The sequence below is a fragment of the Candidatus Zixiibacteriota bacterium genome (assembly GCA_040756055.1).
Lineage (GTDB): Bacteria > Zixibacteria > MSB-5A5 > GN15 > FEB-12.
In genome coordinates this window covers 333,205-352,568 of sequence record JBFLZR010000003.1, presented here as the reverse complement: position 1 = coordinate 352,568, position 19,364 = coordinate 333,205, and the positions used below count along the sequence as shown (strand labels likewise).

General features: G+C 51.7%; 13 protein-coding genes and 1 tRNA gene. 8 read left to right on the top strand and 6 right to left on the bottom strand.

The genetic code is table 11. The features are described 5' to 3' along the window. Positions 1–1,698 carry a serine hydrolase gene (locus AB1483_07985; GenBank protein MEW6412398.1) on the bottom strand — a complete coding sequence of 566 codons (1,698 nt, stop codon included), beginning with the start codon at positions 1,696–1,698 and terminating at the stop codon, positions 1–3. A 100-nt stretch (positions 1,699–1,798) separates the two neighbouring features. After that, positions 1,799–3,142, bottom strand: a complete 1,344-nt coding sequence (locus AB1483_07980) for a hypothetical protein (GenBank protein MEW6412397.1) — start codon at positions 3,140–3,142, stop codon at positions 1,799–1,801. A 505-nt stretch (positions 3,143–3,647) separates the two neighbouring features. On the opposite strand from AB1483_07980, the gene AB1483_07975 reads away from it, so the two are divergent. Then, complete coding sequence (locus AB1483_07975) at positions 3,648–6,587, top strand: TonB-dependent receptor (protein ID MEW6412396.1); 2,940 nt, start codon at positions 3,648–3,650, stop codon at positions 6,585–6,587. Between the two features lie 319 nt (positions 6,588–6,906). Next, on the top strand, positions 6,907–8,568 hold the full coding sequence (locus AB1483_07970) for a T9SS C-terminal target domain-containing protein (GenBank protein MEW6412395.1): 1,662 nt from the start codon (positions 6,907–6,909) through the stop codon (positions 8,566–8,568). A gap of 282 nt (positions 8,569–8,850) precedes the next feature. Here the strand turns inward: AB1483_07970 and AB1483_07965 are convergent, their stop codons facing one another. Beyond that, a complete protein-coding gene (locus AB1483_07965; GenBank protein ID MEW6412394.1) occupies positions 8,851–9,033 on the bottom strand; it encodes a hypothetical protein in 183 nt (60 codons plus the stop codon). 226 nt (positions 9,034–9,259) lie between these two features. Here AB1483_07965 and aceK point away from each other — a divergent pair, with 226 nt between their 5' ends. Then, positions 9,260–11,050, top strand: a complete 1,791-nt coding sequence (gene aceK / locus AB1483_07960) for a bifunctional isocitrate dehydrogenase kinase/phosphatase (protein ID MEW6412393.1) — start codon at positions 9,260–9,262, stop codon at positions 11,048–11,050. 114 nt (positions 11,051–11,164) lie between these two features. Here aceK and AB1483_07955 read toward each other — a convergent pair. Then, positions 11,165–11,241: transfer RNA gene (locus AB1483_07955), tRNA-His, on the bottom strand. A gap of 66 nt (positions 11,242–11,307) precedes the next feature. Then, the gene (locus tag AB1483_07950; protein MEW6412392.1) at positions 11,308–11,781 is read right to left on the bottom strand and encodes an EVE domain-containing protein; all 474 of its coding nucleotides are present in this window, start codon (positions 11,779–11,781) and stop codon (positions 11,308–11,310) included. A gap of 136 nt (positions 11,782–11,917) precedes the next feature. On the opposite strand from AB1483_07950, the gene AB1483_07945 reads away from it, so the two are divergent. The 3 genes from AB1483_07945 (at position 11,918) to AB1483_07935 (ending at position 14,710) form a co-directional block, all read left to right on the top strand. Then, positions 11,918–12,604 carry a protein-L-isoaspartate(D-aspartate) O-methyltransferase gene (locus AB1483_07945; protein ID MEW6412391.1) on the top strand — a complete coding sequence of 229 codons (687 nt, stop codon included), beginning with the start codon at positions 11,918–11,920 and terminating at the stop codon, positions 12,602–12,604. 338 nt (positions 12,605–12,942) lie between these two features. Continuing rightward, positions 12,943–13,434: a hypothetical protein gene (locus AB1483_07940; GenBank protein ID MEW6412390.1), complete on the top strand. Its 492-nt coding sequence runs from the start codon at positions 12,943–12,945 to the stop codon at positions 13,432–13,434. Positions 13,435–13,624: 190 nt separating this feature from the next. Next, positions 13,625–14,710 (top strand): tetratricopeptide repeat protein, encoded by a 1,086-nt coding sequence (locus AB1483_07935; GenBank protein MEW6412389.1) that lies wholly within the window; start codon positions 13,625–13,627, stop codon positions 14,708–14,710. Positions 14,711–14,741: 31 nt separating this feature from the next. Here AB1483_07935 and AB1483_07930 read toward each other — a convergent pair whose 3' ends face one another. Then, complete coding sequence (locus tag AB1483_07930) at positions 14,742–15,914, bottom strand: DUF819 family protein (protein MEW6412388.1); 1,173 nt, start codon at positions 15,912–15,914, stop codon at positions 14,742–14,744. Positions 15,915–16,005: 91 nt separating this feature from the next. On the opposite strand from AB1483_07930, the gene AB1483_07925 reads away from it, so the two are divergent. Together AB1483_07925 and AB1483_07920 are read left to right on the top strand one after the other, a co-directional pair. Further along, the gene (locus AB1483_07925) at positions 16,006–16,500 is read left to right on the top strand and encodes a DUF2250 domain-containing protein (GenBank protein ID MEW6412387.1); all 495 of its coding nucleotides are present in this window, start codon (positions 16,006–16,008) and stop codon (positions 16,498–16,500) included. A 130-nt stretch (positions 16,501–16,630) separates the two neighbouring features. Further along, positions 16,631–19,309 carry a zinc-dependent metalloprotease gene (locus AB1483_07920; protein ID MEW6412386.1) on the top strand — a complete coding sequence of 893 codons (2,679 nt, stop codon included), beginning with the start codon at positions 16,631–16,633 and terminating at the stop codon, positions 19,307–19,309. Positions 19,310–19,364: the final 55 nt, after the last annotated feature.

Below are 19,364 nucleotides of genomic sequence, written 5' to 3'. Positions count from 1 at the left end.
TCAACGCACTTTCACCGCATTGACAACATTACCGGCCATATTGATCGAACAACCAACCACATTCGCACCCGCATCAACGATGAAATTACAGACGAAGTCGGCTTCCATGTGGAAGAATCGAGTGTGCGAACCGGGGAAAATCTCTACCGCAGCTCCATCGTGCAACGTGACTACAAGATGATCGCCACAAGCAACCACTTCGACCAGAAGCGCCGCCGACCTCCTACCGAACTCGGTTTGAATCTCATACGTGCCTTCGTATCTTTTCAAGATAAAGGGATCGACAGCCACGACATCCCGATCTATGAGTATTTCGTCCGCCTCACCGCCCGACAGCTTCTGCGTCGAGATGAGATACCCGTCATCAACAATCTCCAGGCCCGTGACCGATGAACCATTGACGCGCGAGAAGGTTATTGTTTTGGTGTTATCCGACGCGAAAAAGAATGTGTCCACACCCTGGGCAAGCAAAGTACGTCTGGGTTCGCCCTGCATGTGGGTGTACAGGGTGTCTCCCTCACGCGTGACAAACCGGTATGTCCCGTTGATCATTTCATAAACTCCCTCGTACTGCACAAGAAGGTCGGGGTCAACGCTCGACGGCTTTTTGGATACGGGCCGAACATATTCCCGGCCAAAGATGATAGCCGCCACACCCCGCGCCATTTTCTTCACCGGAGCTTCGTCTTCATTACTGAACACTATTACGCACAGCCGGTCATCGGGCCAGCGCTCAAACGTCGCGTTAAAACCATCCATGAATCCGCCGTGAAAAACATGCCGTCGACCGAATCTTTCTTCCACAAACCATCCAAATCCATACCCCCCGCAGCCAGGTCTGGTCATTTCATCGATGGATTCCTGGGTCAGGATTGAACCGGCATACAAAATGCTGTCCCATTTCGCCATATCGCCGACAGTAGAGTACAGAGCGCCTGATGAATACAACATCGAGTATTCAACCCGCAACGCTTCCACGATTACTTCCTTGTCTCCAACGGTATATCCATCGGCTCGGTTCGGCACGGCCGCCTCCCGTCTGCCATATCCCGTATTGAGCATCCCCGCCGGCTTGAAAATTTTCTTGTGGAGAAACGCCTCGTATGACTGTCCCGACACAGCTTCAATGATCCTTCCGAGCAAAACATATCCTGAATTGCTGTACTTGAATCTCGTGCCCGGCTCAAACTCCAGCGCTCGCGATGAAAAGCGCGCGATTAACTCGTCCGGTGACACCGGCTCTGTGCGCTGAAGCAGTATCTCGATATCGTCCGTAAAATTCGGTATCCCCGAGGTATGGCTAAGAAGATGACGTACTGTTATTTTCTTTCCTGACTCGGAGGGATACGACGGCAAATATGCTGAAATAGGCTGGTCAATATCCAAAAGACCATCCTGGTGAAGTATCATAATGGCGGCAGCTGTGAATTGCTTGCTTATGGAGCCTATGAAGAACTTCGTTTCAGGCGTATTCGCTTCATTCATGGCCTGATTCGCCAAACCAAAAGCTCGGCTGTAAAGAATGCGACCATCCCTGCTAACCGATACAGCCCCGTCAAAATTCCACAAATCATGAGCCCCGGCCAGATACCGGTCAAGCTCCTGTCCAATATCCCTGCAACCGGCGATGAAATGAAAATAAAGAAAGACGATCAGGCACCAACCTGATAGTCTTTTCAGAAGCGATCGCGATATCACCGTCATCCCAATCTATATGTAACGGGGTGCCCAAAGCATGTAATCACCCCACTATGGCTCTATCCATCCCCTCCAATGATAAAGCGAGGCCGACAAAGAATCAAGGGACCAATATCACGTCGTATATCTTGTGATAAGATTTCACCCGAATTGCGCTCTCGGAAGCGCAAATGTGATTTACGATACCAGCCTCCCGCTCGGAAACGAGCAGTACAATATAGGCCCCTGTTCCGGTCCCGATTGGCGCGAAATCATCGGCCGTAAGCAAATAGCTGCCATCATTGTCGGTCTGAATATAGACACCGGTCGTGTCCTCATCTTTCATTACGATCAAATTCACACTGCCATCGCAGGTATTGGTCCACTCGAGCTCATAACCGGCGCTTTTCGACATGAAACTATATGGGGGCAGATTGGTTATCCTCGGACCACAACTGAGAAAAGTCTCGGAAACACTGAATTCACCAAGTGCGCCGCCCTCGGCTATATTAAAAGTATACTGCGCGTCATTGGTGATGAACGGAGTAACCGATTCGGTAAACGAATAAACTTTCTTGTCTGTTTTCCAGGTTAGCGTATAAGTGGTGTCTCCAGCGACGTCATAGACTGTCACCCCCCCGGCCTGTAGCGGGTTGAGCATCTCAGTCGTCAAATAAAAGCCCGCTTCAAGATAATTTCTTATCTGACTATAACCGGGGTACGGATCCAATATTTGGTTCTCAATTTCCAATATCGTGTATATCGGCGGCGGCGGCTCGACCGTAAATTCCCAGAACGGACCATCGACCGTGTCAGCGTCCTCGCTTATGGCCCTCACTCGCCACAGGTATCGACGATTCGGATCGAGAATATCCGGCTCGAATGTCGTGTCAGTCAAACCGGTCACCACCGGCGTCTTCATATTGTCGTAGTCAAACCAGAGGTCATAGGTAAAAGCCTTTCCGCCGGCATCATATATACTCCAGGACAAATCGGCATTCATATCCACATCCACCGCCAGGTCCGAAGGCGACGGGAGATACGCCATCCCGGGAAATTGAGTCTCAGTGTAAAGCCGTCTAATTGCACTTACCGAGGTGTCGGCGTGTTCTCCATACCCAACTATCCGCCAATAATATAATGTATCCATCAACAAACCAGTCGCAGTAATGGTGTCTTTCGTTGTGTTCAGTGTAACAGGATTCGAGCCGTCCGGCAGCAAACTCAACAAAACCGTATACTGCTCAGGATCAACGCACGAACCCGAATTGAAATTCCAGCTCAAGCTCGCCATATTGTCGTAGACAGTATCGTTATCTGATGGAGACAACAGCAGCGGCTGGCATGCCGTTGCCGCGGGCATTGTCCCGAGAGGCAGAGATTCCTCTTCATCGCATCCTGCCGCGGCCAGTAAAGCCAACACGAAAACCAAGAACATCATCGCTTTTAACTTAGACAACATCATAACATCTCCACCAGATTAAGCTTGAGTTACAAATTGGTTAGGATAAACTTGCTCCCTTTCTCATCCTCAGGAGCCGCAACTTATCAACATATTCTTACGGTTATGTTATACGTGTATTAAAATTTCGTAAAGATTGCAGCGTCACTATGAGCAACATCTGCCAACCTCCCCTACCAATCAAAACCGGACTATTCAGACCGCTTTAACGATGCATAGCTGACGCGGAATCTTGTCGCCTTACCAAACCTGAAACGTTCTTTTTCTCTTCACACTACACTAACGCGTTTTTAAAGAATCACCAATAATCGCTTAACACTCCGGGCGCATTTATGCCTTGGCTCAAGGGATTCTAAGACGAGCCAGAACTTAAACTCGAGTTCTGTGTGATGGCTTGCTGTCACACTGACCCGCGTTTTTGGTGGAAGAACAGCAATTATACAGGGATGATTTACGAGGAGGTGCTGAATTGAGATTCAGTGATCAAGAGATGAAAAGGAGTTGCTTTTTGAGCGACACGAACCGTTTCCGTCAAACACTAAACGTCTTAACCATCGCACTGCTTGTCCTGTGCGGAACTGTTTCGGCTCTTGCCTCTGTGGGCAAGACCTCGACGATTACCGGTAGGATTGTCGAAGAACAAACCGGCGAAGGTTTGATAGGCGTTACTGTCATGATTGAGGGCACCAGCCAGGGAGCCATTACCGACATGGACGGTAATTTCAGAATCAAGAATGTAGCCACCGGTACATATACATTAGTGATCTCCAGTGTCACTCACCAGGGGGTAACAATCAGCGGCGTAGAGGTGACCGAGTCCGAACCGGTGAGCTTAAACCTGACCCTCAGTCCGGCCATCACGGAAGTCGAAGGCATTACTGTCAAAGCCACGCAATTGAAGAACACGCACGCCGCCATGCTGTCCGTCAGGCAAAAGTCTGCGGCTATCAGTGACGCCATTAGCGCCGACGAAATCCAGCGCTCAGGAAGCGGTGACGCTGCCGAGGCCATGACAAAAGTGGTCGGAGCCTCGGTTGTTGGCGGAAAATACGTCTACGTTCGAGGCCTTGGCGACCGTTACGCCAACACCCTGCTCAACAGCAGCCCCATCCCCAGTCCCGACCCCGATAAACAGGCTGCCCCCATGGATCTGATCCCGTCCGGCCTGCTCGACAATATAGTAGTGGAAAAGACGTTCACTCCCGACAAGCCCGGAAACTTTGCCGGCGGAAGCGTCAATCTAAAAACGAGGGATTATCCGGAGAGACGTATGCTGGTCTTCTCAACCTCCTCCGGTTACAATTCGGTTACCACCGATAAGGAAATCTTGACGTACGATGGCAGCTCGAGTGATTGGCTCGGCTACGACGGTGGAAAGCGCGATATTCCTTCGTACATCATTGAAAATGAAGACCTGCAGGACCAAGCTCCACAAAGCGGCGCCTACCTGCTGGGAGGTATCCACGATGACTCGGTGGCCACGCTGGCGGCCTACATGGATACCGCTGCTAAGTCCTTTGACCCGGTGATGACGCCGAAAGTCCGTAAACATGCGCCTGTCAACCAGAGTCACTCGGTCAGCTACGCTGACCTGTTTAATCCCTTTGGCAGACCGCTCGGCATTTTAGCGAGCTTTTCTTACAGCAAAAAATACTCCGCCTACAACGATGGCTTCTCCGGTAAATACCGCTTGACCGGTTCCGGCAGCACCGCCCTGACAGTCGACCATGAATTGGAGGACATCAAGGGCACCGAAGAAGTACTCTGGGGCGGACTTTTCACAATAAAGTACGGTATCACCGACAACGACAAGATCGGTCTGACTTTCATGAGGGATCAACACGGCGAGTCGGTCGGCAGATATCTTACCGGTACGGCGCCGGAGCACCTCGACCCCGACCAGTCACTGCGATCGTATGTACTGTCCTACGTTGAGAGAAATCTCACCTCGATCCAACTTAACGGCGAACATCTGAGTCCCTTCGGTCTCGGCAGCCTCCGAGCTGACTGGCAGCTTTCCCATGCCGAAACGACACAGCAGGAACCCGACATTCGCTTCTTTACCGACTACTACTATGAATATGAGGACCAGGAATTTGCTGACATAGATACCGCCTACCGCATCGACCCGAGCCGCTTCCCGGTGCCCTCTCGCGGATGGCGCAAGCTGGAGGAGTCGAACAACACGATCACCTTCAACCTGTCCATCCCTGTTTCCCACACCGGAAAAATCAAAACCGGATTCAATTGGCTGAGTTCAGACAGAACCCATCAGGAGAGAAATTTTGACTACCAATACTATGGCGAGTACCGCGGCGACCCGAATGAGTATGCCACTTATGTCGGACTGACCGACATTGACACTCTTCCGCCCTTCAACGGCGACACACTCGTTTCTTACCAGTTCGATAATGTTCTGCTGGAAAACGTTGAGCTCCGGAACCAGTATGAAGGGTCGAGTGATGTTAAAGCCACGTACGCTATGCTTCAAACACCGCTTCTGGGGAATATCAGCTTTGTGGGCGGCGCTCGCTACGAAAAAACCAATCTGTACTGTGTGACCCAGGATTCCAAGTATGAACCGGGTGAGATAGACGCCGAAGATATTCTGCCCTCAGTCGGTTTTATTTACCACGCTACCGACAACACCAACTTCCGTCTGTCCTATGGGCGCACAATCGCTTTACCCACGATACGAGAAATGTCCCCCTTCGCATCCGAAGATTTCGGTGTGGCCCGTGTGTTTGTCGGCAACCCGAATCTCAAGCGTACCCTTATCGACAACTACGACCTGCGGTGGGAATGGTTCACCCGGCCCGGCGAAGTAATCGCGATGAGCGGCTTCTATAAACTTCTGCGCGACCCTATCGAGCTTACTTTTGTAGCCAATAACGATAACCTACAGCCGGAGAACTCCTATCGCGCCACAGTCTATGGGCTTGAGTTCGAAATCAAGACACGCCTTGATCACATTAATCGTGCGTTGTCAAATTTCAGCTTCGGCGGCAACCTGACTCTTGCTCATTCCGAAGTGGATATTCTTGAGTCCGATATGGAAAAAATCCGCGCAATAAACCCCGATGCCGAGAGCACACGGCCCATGGCGGGACAATCTCCGCTTCTGGCCAATATTGACCTCTCTTACGACAACGCGAATACCGGAACCTCTATTGGCATACTCTATAACGTATTCGGCGACCGTCTGGCAATCGTAGCCCGCGGCGCAACACCGGACATATACGAACAATCGCGTCACCAGCTCGATCTGGTGGCCTCCCAGAGAATGTTCGGACTTGCCAGCGTGAAATTCAGCGTAAAAAACATTCTTGACGAGGACGTTCTGTTCCTCCACCAGGAATATGAAGGCCTCGAGAATCTCAAGAGCGTATATAGCTCACACTCTCGAGGCATCACTTACAGTGTCGGAGTTTCTTATAACATATGGTAAACCAAAAACCGCTGCCGCCATTAACAGGAGAAAGGTGTGGACCAACTGGCCGAATAATCGTTGCGAAAAGTGAACGTGCCTGAGCAAATAGAAATAAACGATGTGTAATACGACTCAGGCCCGCAACCTTCAGCTGCGAATATTTTGCCGGATACAACTCACCCGATGCTTGAACGCGGTCAGCCACTTACCCAGAACAGGAGGTAAATAGTAACGGGACAAACAAAGCTTTTTTTCAAAGACAATAAACCAGTATAGTCTTGTTCTTTTCAACTCAGTACTAACCAACAATACCGACGCAACTTTTAGGAGGAAAACTGTGATACGCGTTATACTCACATCTCTTTTTGTCCTGATGGTGCCGGCCCTGGCCTTCGGCCAGATATCCGACGACGGCAAACCGGTGGTTATCATCACCGACGCCGATATCGCCGGCAGCACCACCTGGACATCAGGTAACGTCTATCAGCTGTCGGGATTCTGCTTCGTCGAAGACGGCGAAGTCCTCACCATAGAACCCGGTACTATCATTAAGGCTGAAGATGGGCTCGGTTCCGATGCCACGGCTCTGATCGTCGCCCGCGGCGGCCAGATTTTTGCCGAAGGCACGGCGGAACTGCCGATCATCTTCACTTCCATTCACGATGATCTCGATAACCCCTACGATATTCCGTTTGATCCGGTTAGCGGTCGCGGTCGCTGGGGTGGCGTTATCCTGCTGGGTAATGCTGTTGTCGGCGATTATGAAGTTACCAACGAAATCGAAGGTCTGCCGGCCGGCGATCCTCGGGCCCAGTATGGCGGCACCGATGATAACGACAATTCCGGTATCCTTCGCTACGTTTCGATCCGCCACGGCGGGACGGAACTCGAAGCTGCCAACGAGATCAACGGTCTGACCATGGGCGCGATCGGCCGCGGCACCACTATAAGCCACGTCGAAGTGTTCTTCAACCTCGACGATGGTTTCGAATGGTTCGGCGGCTGCCCGAACACCGACCACCTCATCGCTGCCTTCTGCGGCGATGACTGCTTCGACTATGACCAGGGCTTCCGTGGCACCGGTCAGTTCTGGTTTGCCATTGAAACCACTGTCGATGGCGACTGCGGTGGCGAACACGACGGTGGCACCGAAAATAACGTTGCCGCTCAGCCCTTTGCCACTCCGCTGGTATCCAACGTCACTTATTTTGGACGCGGCGCCGAAAACGGCGGACAGCGCACTTTCACCATCCGTGACAACGCCGGCTGTGGTTATTTCAACAGCATTTTCGCCGACCACGGCACCTACGGTCTCAACATTGAGGTTTCCGATGGCGAACCGACCGACAGTTGGGATCGCTTCCTGCAGGGACAGCTCGTTTTCAGAAACAACGTATGGTGGGAATTCGGCTACGGTAATACCCCTCTGGCAATCTGCAACAACAACGTCACAGTAGTTGATGCCTTCTTCACCAGCGGATGGAACTACGCCGCCAATCCGAACATCGTCAGCATCGACCGCGGCACCAACGGTCTGTTGGATCCCCGCCCGCTCGATCTCGCGGGCGCCGCTTGGACCGGTTGGATTAACCCCACCGACCCGGCTTACGGATTCAACCCCCCTCCGGACGCCGATGGCTACCCGGATGCTATTGATATTTCCTGGCCGACTTTCCAGGCCGTTGACTACGCCGGCGCTTTCGATCCCGATGTGCCGATGCCGTCAGCCTGGACCGCTGGCTGGTCAGCGCTCGACTTCTATGGCGTACTCAGCCAGGAGGCCAGTTGCTGCCGTTTGAGCGGCGACATTAACCACGATGGTTTCGTTGACCCGCTCGATGTTACCTACTTCGTCAACTTCCTGTGGAAGGCCGGCCCCGAAATGCCGTGTATCGATGAAGGCGACGTTGACGGTAGCGATTTTACCGACCCGCTTGACCTTACCTACCTGGTGAACTACATCTGGAAGGCTGGTTCTGCTCCGGTCACCTGTAACTGAAGTACTTTTCTTAGGCGATAGTTATTTTGTAGAACAATTCTTTCTTACTGATCTGCATTGACTTTCAGGGAGGCAGCATGGCGAGCTGCCTCCCTCTTTCATTTGCAGATAACCCGGTATCTGACTCATGTTTTAAAGATAATTGACTTACGCGAAACCAAAAGGTGCAATAAAAACACGGTAGGACCCCGGGATGGATCCTACCGTTGGGATGATACGGTGGAAGGTAAATTAGGAGCGACTCACTCTATTTGAAGGCGAATTGTTTTCCAATTAATCCAATTAAGCTTTGACCGTGGTTACCCTTTCCTGGGTCCGCGGAGTAATCAAATTGTAGCGCCCGCTCAAAATGCGGTTGGCTATTTTGGCAAATTGATTGGGAACCAAAAGCTGTAAACTGTAGGAGTGCCATAGTGTTTTCTCCTGCGGCACGAACGATCCGGGTATTTCTCTCGGGAAGGCCATAGATACTCCTTACACTGAATGGGCCTGTTATCGTCGTTTATTCGAAAGCAAGCTATCTTCGGCGGGTTACGTAATCATGACAGTAAAATTAAAAATTCGTAAGAAAGGCGGTCCCAGGAGCCCGGTGAAAGGTTATTTCATAAAGTAAATTCCCACTTCAGTTGTTATTGCGTTCTTTTGTCCGCTATACTATATTTCGTCTGCAACTTCTAAAGGAGCAGTTGTCGTGGGTCAGGATGTAACCAGCCTCGCCAACATCCTGGCAGTTCTGATCAGAGACACCTTTGATGGCTACTGCGACGAATTTCTCCGTATCACCTGCCGGGCTAGAGCACGCTTTGAACGTCGCGACTGGATCGGCGAACAGGGCCGTCATAAAGACGCCATACGCCGCCTCGAGCTATACGAAGCATACCTTCAGAAAGTCTCCCCCCGCATTCTAAAAATGCTCGGCGAACAATTGCACGATAAATCCGTCTGGAAAGCCGCCAAAAAGAAATACCTCTCACTCTTCCAGCGCCGCCACGACATAGAACTCGCCGAAACCTTCTTCAACTCCGTCACCAGAAAGGTGCTTCAAACAGTTGGCGTCGATCGCGAAATCGAGTTCTTTTATCTCGAGCCCATCAACCGGCCCATCAAATGCGCCGAACCTGTCTATATAACTTATCCGCGGGACACTGACACCCGCCAGATCATTCGCCAAATTCTCCTCGACCTCAAATTCAAACCCCCGTTCGAGGATCTGGAGCGAGATGTTCAGGCCGTCGCTGAGGAGGTCGACCTCTACCTCTGGCCGATAGCCGGTAACAATCGTCTGGATTCCATCGATGTCGTCAGGGCGCCGTTTTTCCGCAACAAAGTGGCCTATATCGTCGGACGGATAAATGTCTCCGATGCCGTCATACCTTTCGTGCTGCCGCTGTACAATGTCGAAACCGGCATATATGTCGATACCGTCTTGCTCAGCGTGCAGGATGTCAGCCGTGTTTTCGGCTTCGCCCATTCATACTTCCATGTCGAGGTCGCCCGCCACGACACCCTCATCGACTTCCTCAGATCGATCCTTCCGGAGAAACCGGTTGCGGAGCTCTACATATCGATCGGCTACAACAAACACGGTAAAACCGAGTTCTACCGCGATCTTCATCACTTCGTTCACGAATCAAGGGAACAATTCATCATCGCGCCCGGCAAAGAAGGTGCGGTGATGCTCGTGTTCACACTACCGGACTACAATTTTGTCTTCAAGGTAATCAAGGATCGTCCCTGTTTCCTGAGATCCGATGCCATCACCAACAAACAGAGCAGCCGCGAAGAAGTCATGTCCCGATACGAACTGGTCCGCGGCCGTGACAGAGTGGGTCGAATGGTCGACACGCAGGATTTCGAGAACCTTCGCTTCAGAACCAGGCGCTTTTCGCGCCAACTTCTGAACGAGTTCAACCAGGCCGCCAGGGAAACGGTCAGCATCGACGAGGAATTTGTCGTTATCAAACACCTCTACCTGCAGCGCAAAGTGATCCCCCTTCCGATGTATTTCGAGCAGGAAAAAGACCCCGAGGCTATCCGCCACATTCTCGTCGACTTCGGCTACTTCCTCAAGGACCTCACCGCCGCCGGAATTTTCCCCTGCGACTTGTTCAATATCTGGAATTACGGCGTCACCCGCCGTCGCCGGGTGGTATTGTTTGACTACGATGATGTCGAGCCGCTGGAGCAGGTGAATTTCTACGAAAAGCCCGAGCCACGCAACGATATCGAAATTCTCCAGCCCGAAGAAGACCGAATCACCGCCATGCCTGATGACTTCTTTGTCGATGAAATGGAACGTTATTCCGGCATTCCCCAGGCTCTTAAAGGAACCTTCAAACGAGTCCACGCCGACCTGTTTACGGTCGAGTACTGGCAGGACATGAAGGCGAGGATGCGACGGGGCGAAATAATCGATATTACCCCATACAATCTCAATCGTCGGTTCATCCGTAAAACCCAAGAGCTGAGCCCTAAGAAGTAGCTCCATCGGACGTTACTGGAGATTTGTCGCAACAGTAAAAGAAGACCGACGCAACAGCCAGATGCCTGCCGGCATGGTCTTAGAAAGTGGAATTGTCGTGGGAAACACTAAAAATGGTACTGGGGGGCGGGGTCGAACCGCCGACCTCCTGATCCACAGTCAGGCGCTCTGACCATCTGAGCTACCCCAGCACAAGTATGCCCAAATTATCGGATTTTCCGCCCAAGTCAACTACTTTCTAACAACTTAACCCTGGGCTACAAGCCTATGGTCAACTTCATGATAAGCTTCCACTCCTCAAGTCTAACCGGCTGTATCGAAAGCCTGCTCCCTTTCTGAGTAACCATCATATTCTCAAGCCCGGGGGTCTTCTTCAGAGTAGCGAGGGTAATTGTCCCCTTGAGCCTTCGGCAGAGTTTGACATCTACCATATACCACCTCGGATCCTCCCTCGACGCCTTCGGGTCAAAATACTCACTCTCGGGGTCCATAGCGGTCGGATCGGGATAACCGGCTCGCACCACCTCACAGACGCCTACGATACCGGTCGGTTTGGCGTTGCTGTGATAATAGAGCACAGCATCACCCACTTTGACTTCGTCGCGAAGGAAATTCCGTGCCTGATAATTGCGTACCCCCTCCCACTGCGTGGTCTGATCTGGCGCTTTCTCCAGATCATCGATCGAAAAACAGTCCGGCTCGTTCTTAAAAAGCCAGTATTTCCTGACCATATGGCTCGTCCTCCTGAAGATCACGAATTACCATTACTATCACATTAATAATCGATACAACCCATTTCAACCACATCAGTTCATATTTTGTTGAATTCGCCTTCTTCGCGCGTTATATTAGTGCAGGTGGCGCCCTATGATGTTATTCAAAAGTAAAGACACAGCCAATATTGACTTCGCCCGGCTTCGCGAAGAAATGGTCGAACGTCAGATTGCCCGACGCGATGTTCGCGATAAAGCCGTGCTCGATGCCATGCGTACCGTCCCACGCCACCTTTTTGTACCACCCGAATTGCGGCACGAAGCCTATGATGACGGCCCGCTACCGATCGGACACGGCCAGACGATCTCACAACCATATATTGTGGCTTCCATGACTGAACATATGGAACTAACGCACAAGAGCAAAGTGCTCGAAATTGGTACCGGCAGCGGCTACCAGGCGGCGGTGCTTGCCGAAATTGCCCGCGAGGTGTATACCGTCGAAATCGTACCATCGCTGCTGAATCAGGCTCAGGAGCTGTTTAAGCAGCTCCATTATCGCAATATCCACGCCAAGGTCGCTGATGGCTCCCTTGGATGGCCGGAAAACGGGCCATACGATGCTATCATCCTCACCGCTGCCGCGCCGAGAATCCCCGAAGCCCTCATCGGCCAACTGGCTCCCGACGGAGTCATGGTCCTGCCGATCCGTGAAGAATACGATGATGCTCAGGATCTTATCAAGCTCCGTCGCACCCCGGAGGGTCTCAAGCGAGTCTCCCTCTATGCGGTTCGGTTTGTCCCCATGCGCGGCGATATCGAACGCCACGGCAACGCCTGAGCCCCCTCCTTCTTCCAACCCGCCAATTTCGCTTCATACCGACGGTAATTACCCCACCCCAACCACTGTATGAATAGACTTGTGGCCGTTTGATTTATCAAACGGGACAATGACTGGTAACAACAAGAGAAAACGAAACGAATCCGAATCCCTGTAAGCTTCAAACTATCATAAAAATACGACGGGTTTCCCTCTTCGTCCGTCTTTAATATTGACCGGCCGACAGTCGATCATTTATTCTAGGTTACAGGTGGGAGGTTCATGGCTTCCTCATTGTCAAACTGATGAACGAATCGCACAGCGCACGGCGCCACTATTAAAGCAGGAGGATCACTCGGATGTTTCGTGATCGCAAAGCACAACTGGGGGTCATTATATTTGTCGCAGTGGCCGTTATCATAGGCGTGCTCGCCAATCTGCGGACAGCGCCCCCGCGGTCTCGGATAATCTCGGGAACACTTGAATTCGTCACTCTCGATACGTTGTTCTATGGATACAACCTGTTCATCTTCCGCGATAAGATCGATAGCTCTTATCTTCTGGTCCTGTCCGAGAAGTTCTCCCCATCGGCTGACTCCGCCGCGTGCCGGGATGGCGAGATCCCCAGCCGCGGTAGCGATTACACTCTCACGATTGAGAGAGTCGACAATACCAGAGACCTTCTCCCACAGCAGTTCATTACGTTGAGTGGAGGTGCTCCCTTTCAATATCGCGTGGGGGATATCTTGATATGGAACGTTGACTCGCTGGCCCTTCCGGCCTACTTCTCCCCCAACGTCTGCAATAAATATATTATCACAAAAGAGGAAACACGGAATCTGGGGGGATAGCAAAAGTAAATCGAAACTTCCGTGCGTCGGATTCCCCATCTCACGGCGAAGTTCTGACAACCAAGGAGTTTCAGGGAAGATGTTTTGCGGGAGACTCAGTCCTCAAAGTGTGCTTGTATATAGATAAGGCGTCTGATTGCCCCTAAGGATTACAATCAGACTTTATTACGAAAAGAAACTGGAGGGACCTATGTTGAAAACGATCCTTATCCTCGTGTTCCTGAGCCTATTTTTGTCGGGTGCATTTGCCAGCGAAACAAAGTCTTTAAAACAGCCGGTGGAGAACTCTGCCGAAGTGACCGCGTTAATAGAAGAAGGTATTGCACTTCACAACGCCCGAAAGTACGATGAAGCTATCTCAAAATATTGCCAGGCCCTCGAGATGAATCCCCACAATCCTCTGGCTCTTTACGAAATATCATACACGTACTATTATCGCGAGAACTATGATTCAGCCCGCAGTTATATCGAGAGAGCATCAGAGTACAACGGCCCTCATCTATCGAACGCCTTAGTTCTGCTGGGAAACACCGCAAGCATTATGGGAGACTATAACGAAGCTATCGCTGCGTACGATCGCGGCTTGGACTTCCAGCCGGACTACTTCATGCTCAATTTTAACAAAGGCTTGGTTTACAGCAAGATGAGCGAATCGAAAAAGGCAGCTGAATGTTACAAGAAAGCCGTCATCTCCGAGCCGACCCATTCCTCCAGCCATCTGGCTCTCGCTCAGGAATACGAGAACCTTAACTGTCGAGTTCCTTGCATTCTCGCATTCTGCCGATTCCTCATTCTCGAACCGGGCACACGAAGAGCCGCTGAGGCACTATCCGAGCTGCAGAACCTTCTCATGGCGGGAGTGGAGAAAACGGCTGACAGCGTTATCAAGGTAAATGTGAACTATACGGAGGATAATCCTGAGGGCGACTTTACAGCCATCAATCTGATGATTGGCCTTTACGGAGCTTCACGGTTAAACGAAGAGAACAAAGACAAACACCCAATCGAACAAATCTACGACGCTCTCGACGGCATTTTCGGTATGATGAACAGTACCGCGTCTGGTGAGGAACGATCAGGTTTAGCTTGGAAGTACTACGCGCCTTATTTTAATGAAATGTACAACAGGGAACTGGTTCGCCCTTTCGTTTACTACATATTTCAACTTTCCGACGATCCGATCATTCAATCCTGGCTGACCGAAAATGAAGAGAAGGTAAATGAGTTTCTTGAGTGGTCCAATTCTTACCGATTCCCGATAGGAGCGTTACAGTAGATTCCGTTCACACCGGACCCACCGAGGGGGTCTACATCACCAGCCGGCACAACCACCCGGCAAAAATAGCAGCGGGAGTGCCAACAGCATAACCCAACAACGCCATCAGGATCGACACCGGAACCAGCGAAGGTTTGTGATAAGCGGCCACGATGGGCGCCGATGCCGCGCCGCCAATATTGGCGGCCGATGCTATCGCGGCGGTGTGAACATCAACCTTGAACAACCGCGCTGCCCCGACCAGGAAGAAACCGTGGATAAGAATCCAGATATAGCCGCCCAGCAGAAACCAGAAGACTGAGCTGCTCAGATTCGACAAATCCGCCGTGGCCCCCATCTGAGCCACGAATAGATAAACCAGCGCCATCGCCACCGCGTGCGAACCGGGAACGCGACTGGCGGGTGTGAACGAAAGACCGATGGCAAGCACTGTGACAATGAGTATCTTATATGTGCTGTACGAAAAGACCTGTGTTGTCGAAACAAAACCGGCCAGCCAGGCCGATAGAGCCGTCACCGCAAAACCGAAAAATACCAGATACAAAACGTGACGCATCTCCATCCGACCTTTATCAGTGGTGAGTTCTTCGGCGGCCTTCTCCATATTAGCCAGACGGTCAGAGGACATACCGGTGAATTTATTGAACTTCTTCGCGAAATTCTTCGATGCCAGCATAATCGGCAACCAGATCAAATAGACGGCGTTATCGGTTATGACAGCATAGCCGAAATCAAGCGAACTCGTGTCCAGATCGAATGCCACCGCCACTGCGGCCATGTTGCCCGTGCCGCCAATCCAGCTTCCAGCCAGCGCCGCGAACCCCTTCCACGCTTCCGGCCCAAGACCGCTCTTGACAAGAAACAGCGCGACCGGCGCGCCGACCACAACACCGAGCGTACCCAGAAGCATCACGAACACACCCTTGCCCATTACCTTTACCGTTGCGAAAATATCAACCTCGAGCAGCATAATCACCAGAAACATGGGCAGCAGGTTGTCTTTCATGAAGTCGTACACGGGCGATGCCGATGGTATCACGCCGGCGTTGGAGAAAAACACCGGCAGAACATAAATGAATATTAACGGTGGAAAGTAGTTGAAGAAATTCCATTTGGTTTTGTTTTCGAGGTAGAAAAAAAACGATGTTATCGCAGCGAGGATAGCAAGAACACCGGCCGGACTTGAGATTATCGCGTCACTCATGGATAATTGTCTTTTCTTTTACGGGGTTTTTAACGAATTTAGGCAGATACGAATCGAATTTCAACCTAAATCTGACTGTAACTTGAGCGAGTTGAAACTAAAGAAAGACTACCGGGTGGCATCCTGCTGCGCGCCATCTCCCCCCGACGATATCATCGGCTACTACAGCCACGGCAACGTGATAAAAATCCATCGGCGCGACTGCGGCCACGTCAAGGAACTTGACCCCGAGAGATTGATTTCGGTGAGATGGGATGATGCGATTGATGACAAAAGCGAATTTAGGCCCGAATCGGATTATGGCGAGTTGCAGGACACAGATTTTGAAGTGCTGAGACATCACGAGAGGTACGGAATCGATTATTCGCTGGTGGTAGCCAGAAAGCTGAACATAAGCAAGCAGGAGGCATTCGACCGCCACCGGAAATTAACGGACATGAGACTGATCGAACGGGTCGATGCCACCATGGTGCAATACCGCAAAGGGATCGTCGATAACAAGTGGATCAAACATCGCAATCACACGTATTACCGGTTGACGGATAAAGGGCGAAAGTATCTGGCGCACTTTTTGAAGAACAGTTGACAAAGCACGCCTGTTTCATGTCATAAGGATAAAAATGAATACGACAATCAGCCTCGGAGCCGCAACCGCAATTCCGTATTGACGTAGATTATTAGTATTTGAAATATATTTTCAACACTCAGGAGTAAAAATGCGCCCACGACAAATCCCAATCATCCTTGTCCTCACGCTGGCCATGCTGGCTATTCTGGCTGTCGATGCTTTTGCCGGAAGACGCGTTCGCGTTTTCGGACAGGAGCAGTCGGAACAGAAAGCCGAAGTCATCATGCCGAACAAGGACACCAAACTGAAGTCTTTTAATGAACTGACAATCGATCGCGTCGCTATCGAAGGCCTGTTCACGTTCTATCTCGATACGGTTGATAACACCGTACTCATGGCGATCAAGCCCGAGCAAATGGGACCAATTTACCTGTGTGGTATGGCCCGCGCGACAGGCGACGGCACCTACTATGATACCGGCCCTCCCGGACGATCATTCCCCTTTTATTTCAAGCGGGTCGGCAAAAACATTCTCTTGCTCGAGAAGAATCTCCGGCTAAGGGCCGACAGCGCCACCACCATGTACAACGCGGTAGCCTCGGGCATATCCGACCACCTGTTTGCCACAAGTGAAGTAAAGTCCAAACCCGACTCAAAAACCGGCGCCGTGCTTATTGAGGCCGAACCGCTGTTCATTCAGGACGCCGAAAACACCAGTTATCGCCTGGGAACTCAGGCCAAAAAGGGTTATTCCTTCGACTCCAAAAACAGCTTCTTCGACCGGATCAAATCCTTCCCGCACAACAGCGAAATCGATATAAAGCTACACTTTAAATCATCTATCCCAAATGACGGCCCAACATTACAAAGCGGCGAAAGTTTTTTCCATACCTATCACTTTTCACTCTCGACTCTGCCGGAGACTGACTATGTGCCTCGCCTCGATGATGACCGGGTGGGATACTTCACCACCTTCTACCAGGACTATTCGGAGCTCGACCGGGAATCCTCTTACGTGAGGTATATCAATCGGTGGCATTTGAAAAAGAAAAACCCCGAGGCCCGGGTTTCCGAACCGGAGCAGCCAATCGTGTTCTGGATTGAAAATACCGTACCCCACGAGTATCGCGATGCGATAGCTGAAGGAATCGAGTTCTGGAATCAGTCTTTTGAAAAAGTCGGCTTCAGAAACGCCATTGTAGCCAAACAAATGCCCGACACCGCGGATTGGGACCCGCTCGATGTCCGCTACAGCACGATTCGCTGGATGGTCTCGCCCGGCGTTTATGCGATTGGTCCAAGCCGGGCCAACCCCTTCACGGGCCAAATATACGACGCTGACATCAGCATCTCAGCCGATTTCGTAAGGTACATGTACACCAATATGGAGAATTTCATAAAGCCGGTATCTTACGATGGCCGCATACTGGACGCCCCCGATACATTTGAGGAACACCGCAACGGCCTCGAACTTCACTGTAATTACGCCCAGGAGCTTGCCCAGGAAGCCGCCTTCGGTATGGCATACCTGATGAGCACGGCTGGCGACCTGGCCGACAAAGATTCCCTTACCAGGGAATATGTCCATTCATATCTGGTAGAACTGGTGGCGCACGAAGTCGGCCACACCCTGGGCTTCAGACACAATTTCAAGGCCTCTACCATCTACACCCTCGAGCAGATCCAGAACCGGGAATTCACCAAGAAAAACAGCACTACCGGGACTATTATGGAGTATGCCCCGCCGAATATCGCCGCTAAAGGTCAGCCGCAAGGAGAGTTCTTCGCCTCGGTGCCGGGACCATTTGATGACTGGCGCGTTGAGTACGGCTACTCCGAATTCGGCGCCCAATCACCTTCTGAGGAACTCGAGCAACTCAAGGCCATTGCCACACGGGCAGGTGATGATCTTCTGGCCTATGCTACGGATTTCGATGTAACCGCGTTCAGTGTCGATCCCCTCACGAATATGTTCGATCTTGGCGATGACCCGCTGGCCTACAGCAAACACAAAATCGAGCTTACCCGCGAGCTATGGGGCAACGCCATCAAAGACTTCGAAAAGCCTGGTGAGAGCTATGAAAAGATCCGCCGGGTGTTCGACACCGGCTGGCGCTCCTACCGCGAAGCGGCCCAGTACGCCGCACGATACGTTGGCGGGCTGTACCACGGCACGACACACATCGGGGACACCGACGGTGACATTCCGTTCACACCGGTGCCGGCCAGCGAACAGCGCCGCGCTATCGAGTTTTTGCGCGATTACATTTTCGCCGCGGATGCCTTCGATGTCCCGGCGGAGCTGTTGAACAGGCTGCAATCCCCCAGAAGCGGCGACTTTATCGGTACAATCTACCGCTCGCCCATGGCCTACCCCTGGCATCAGAATATCCTCAATATTCAGCAGACGGCGCTCGGCAAACTCTACAGCGCCATGACTGTCGGACAACTGCTGAATAATATCGACCGGTACGGGATCGGTGACGAAGCATACACAATGCAGGACATGTTCACGGATGTTCGTCGATCGATCTGGGGCGAGATTGTCGCGCCGGACAATGTCAACAGTCAGCGCCGGCAGCTCCAACTGGCTCATCTAAACTGGATCGCGGCCATTTACCTCACCAGCCCGGCCGTCTATCCGACCGACGCCATCACGCTCGCGGCAACTGATCTCGATATCCTCGAACAAGCCGCGAAGAAGGCCGCTGCATCGCAACGTATTGATGAGATTACCCGGGCACATTTCAAAGAGGTGATTCGTCAGGTCGAAGCTGCCAAGGGCGCCAAACGCAACTTTGCGGGCGTACCGCAGCAAACACAATAGGCAGGCGAACCACTTGTGTAATCCCATAAATGAAAAGGCGGGGACGTGTGTTCCC

Coding starts and splice junctions, on each gene's coding strand:
- AB1483_07980 (MEW6412397.1), bottom strand. CDS start 3,142: ATGATGTTGTCTAAGTTAAAAGCGATGATGTTCTTGGTTTTCGTGTTG.
- AB1483_07965 (MEW6412394.1), bottom strand. CDS start 9,033: ATGGCCTTCCCGAGAGAAATACCCGGATCGTTCGTGCCGCAGGAGAAA.
- AB1483_07950 (MEW6412392.1), bottom strand. CDS start 11,781: ATGGTCAGGAAATACTGGCTTTTTAAGAACGAGCCGGACTGTTTTTCG.
- AB1483_07945 (MEW6412391.1), top strand. CDS start 11,918: ATGATGTTATTCAAAAGTAAAGACACAGCCAATATTGACTTCGCCCGG.
- AB1483_07940 (MEW6412390.1), top strand. CDS start 12,943: ATGTTTCGTGATCGCAAAGCACAACTGGGGGTCATTATATTTGTCGCA.
- AB1483_07935 (MEW6412389.1), top strand. CDS start 13,625: ATGTTGAAAACGATCCTTATCCTCGTGTTCCTGAGCCTATTTTTGTCG.
- AB1483_07930 (MEW6412388.1), bottom strand. CDS start 15,914: ATGAGTGACGCGATAATCTCAAGTCCGGCCGGTGTTCTTGCTATCCTC.
- AB1483_07920 (MEW6412386.1), top strand. CDS start 16,631: ATGCGCCCACGACAAATCCCAATCATCCTTGTCCTCACGCTGGCCATG.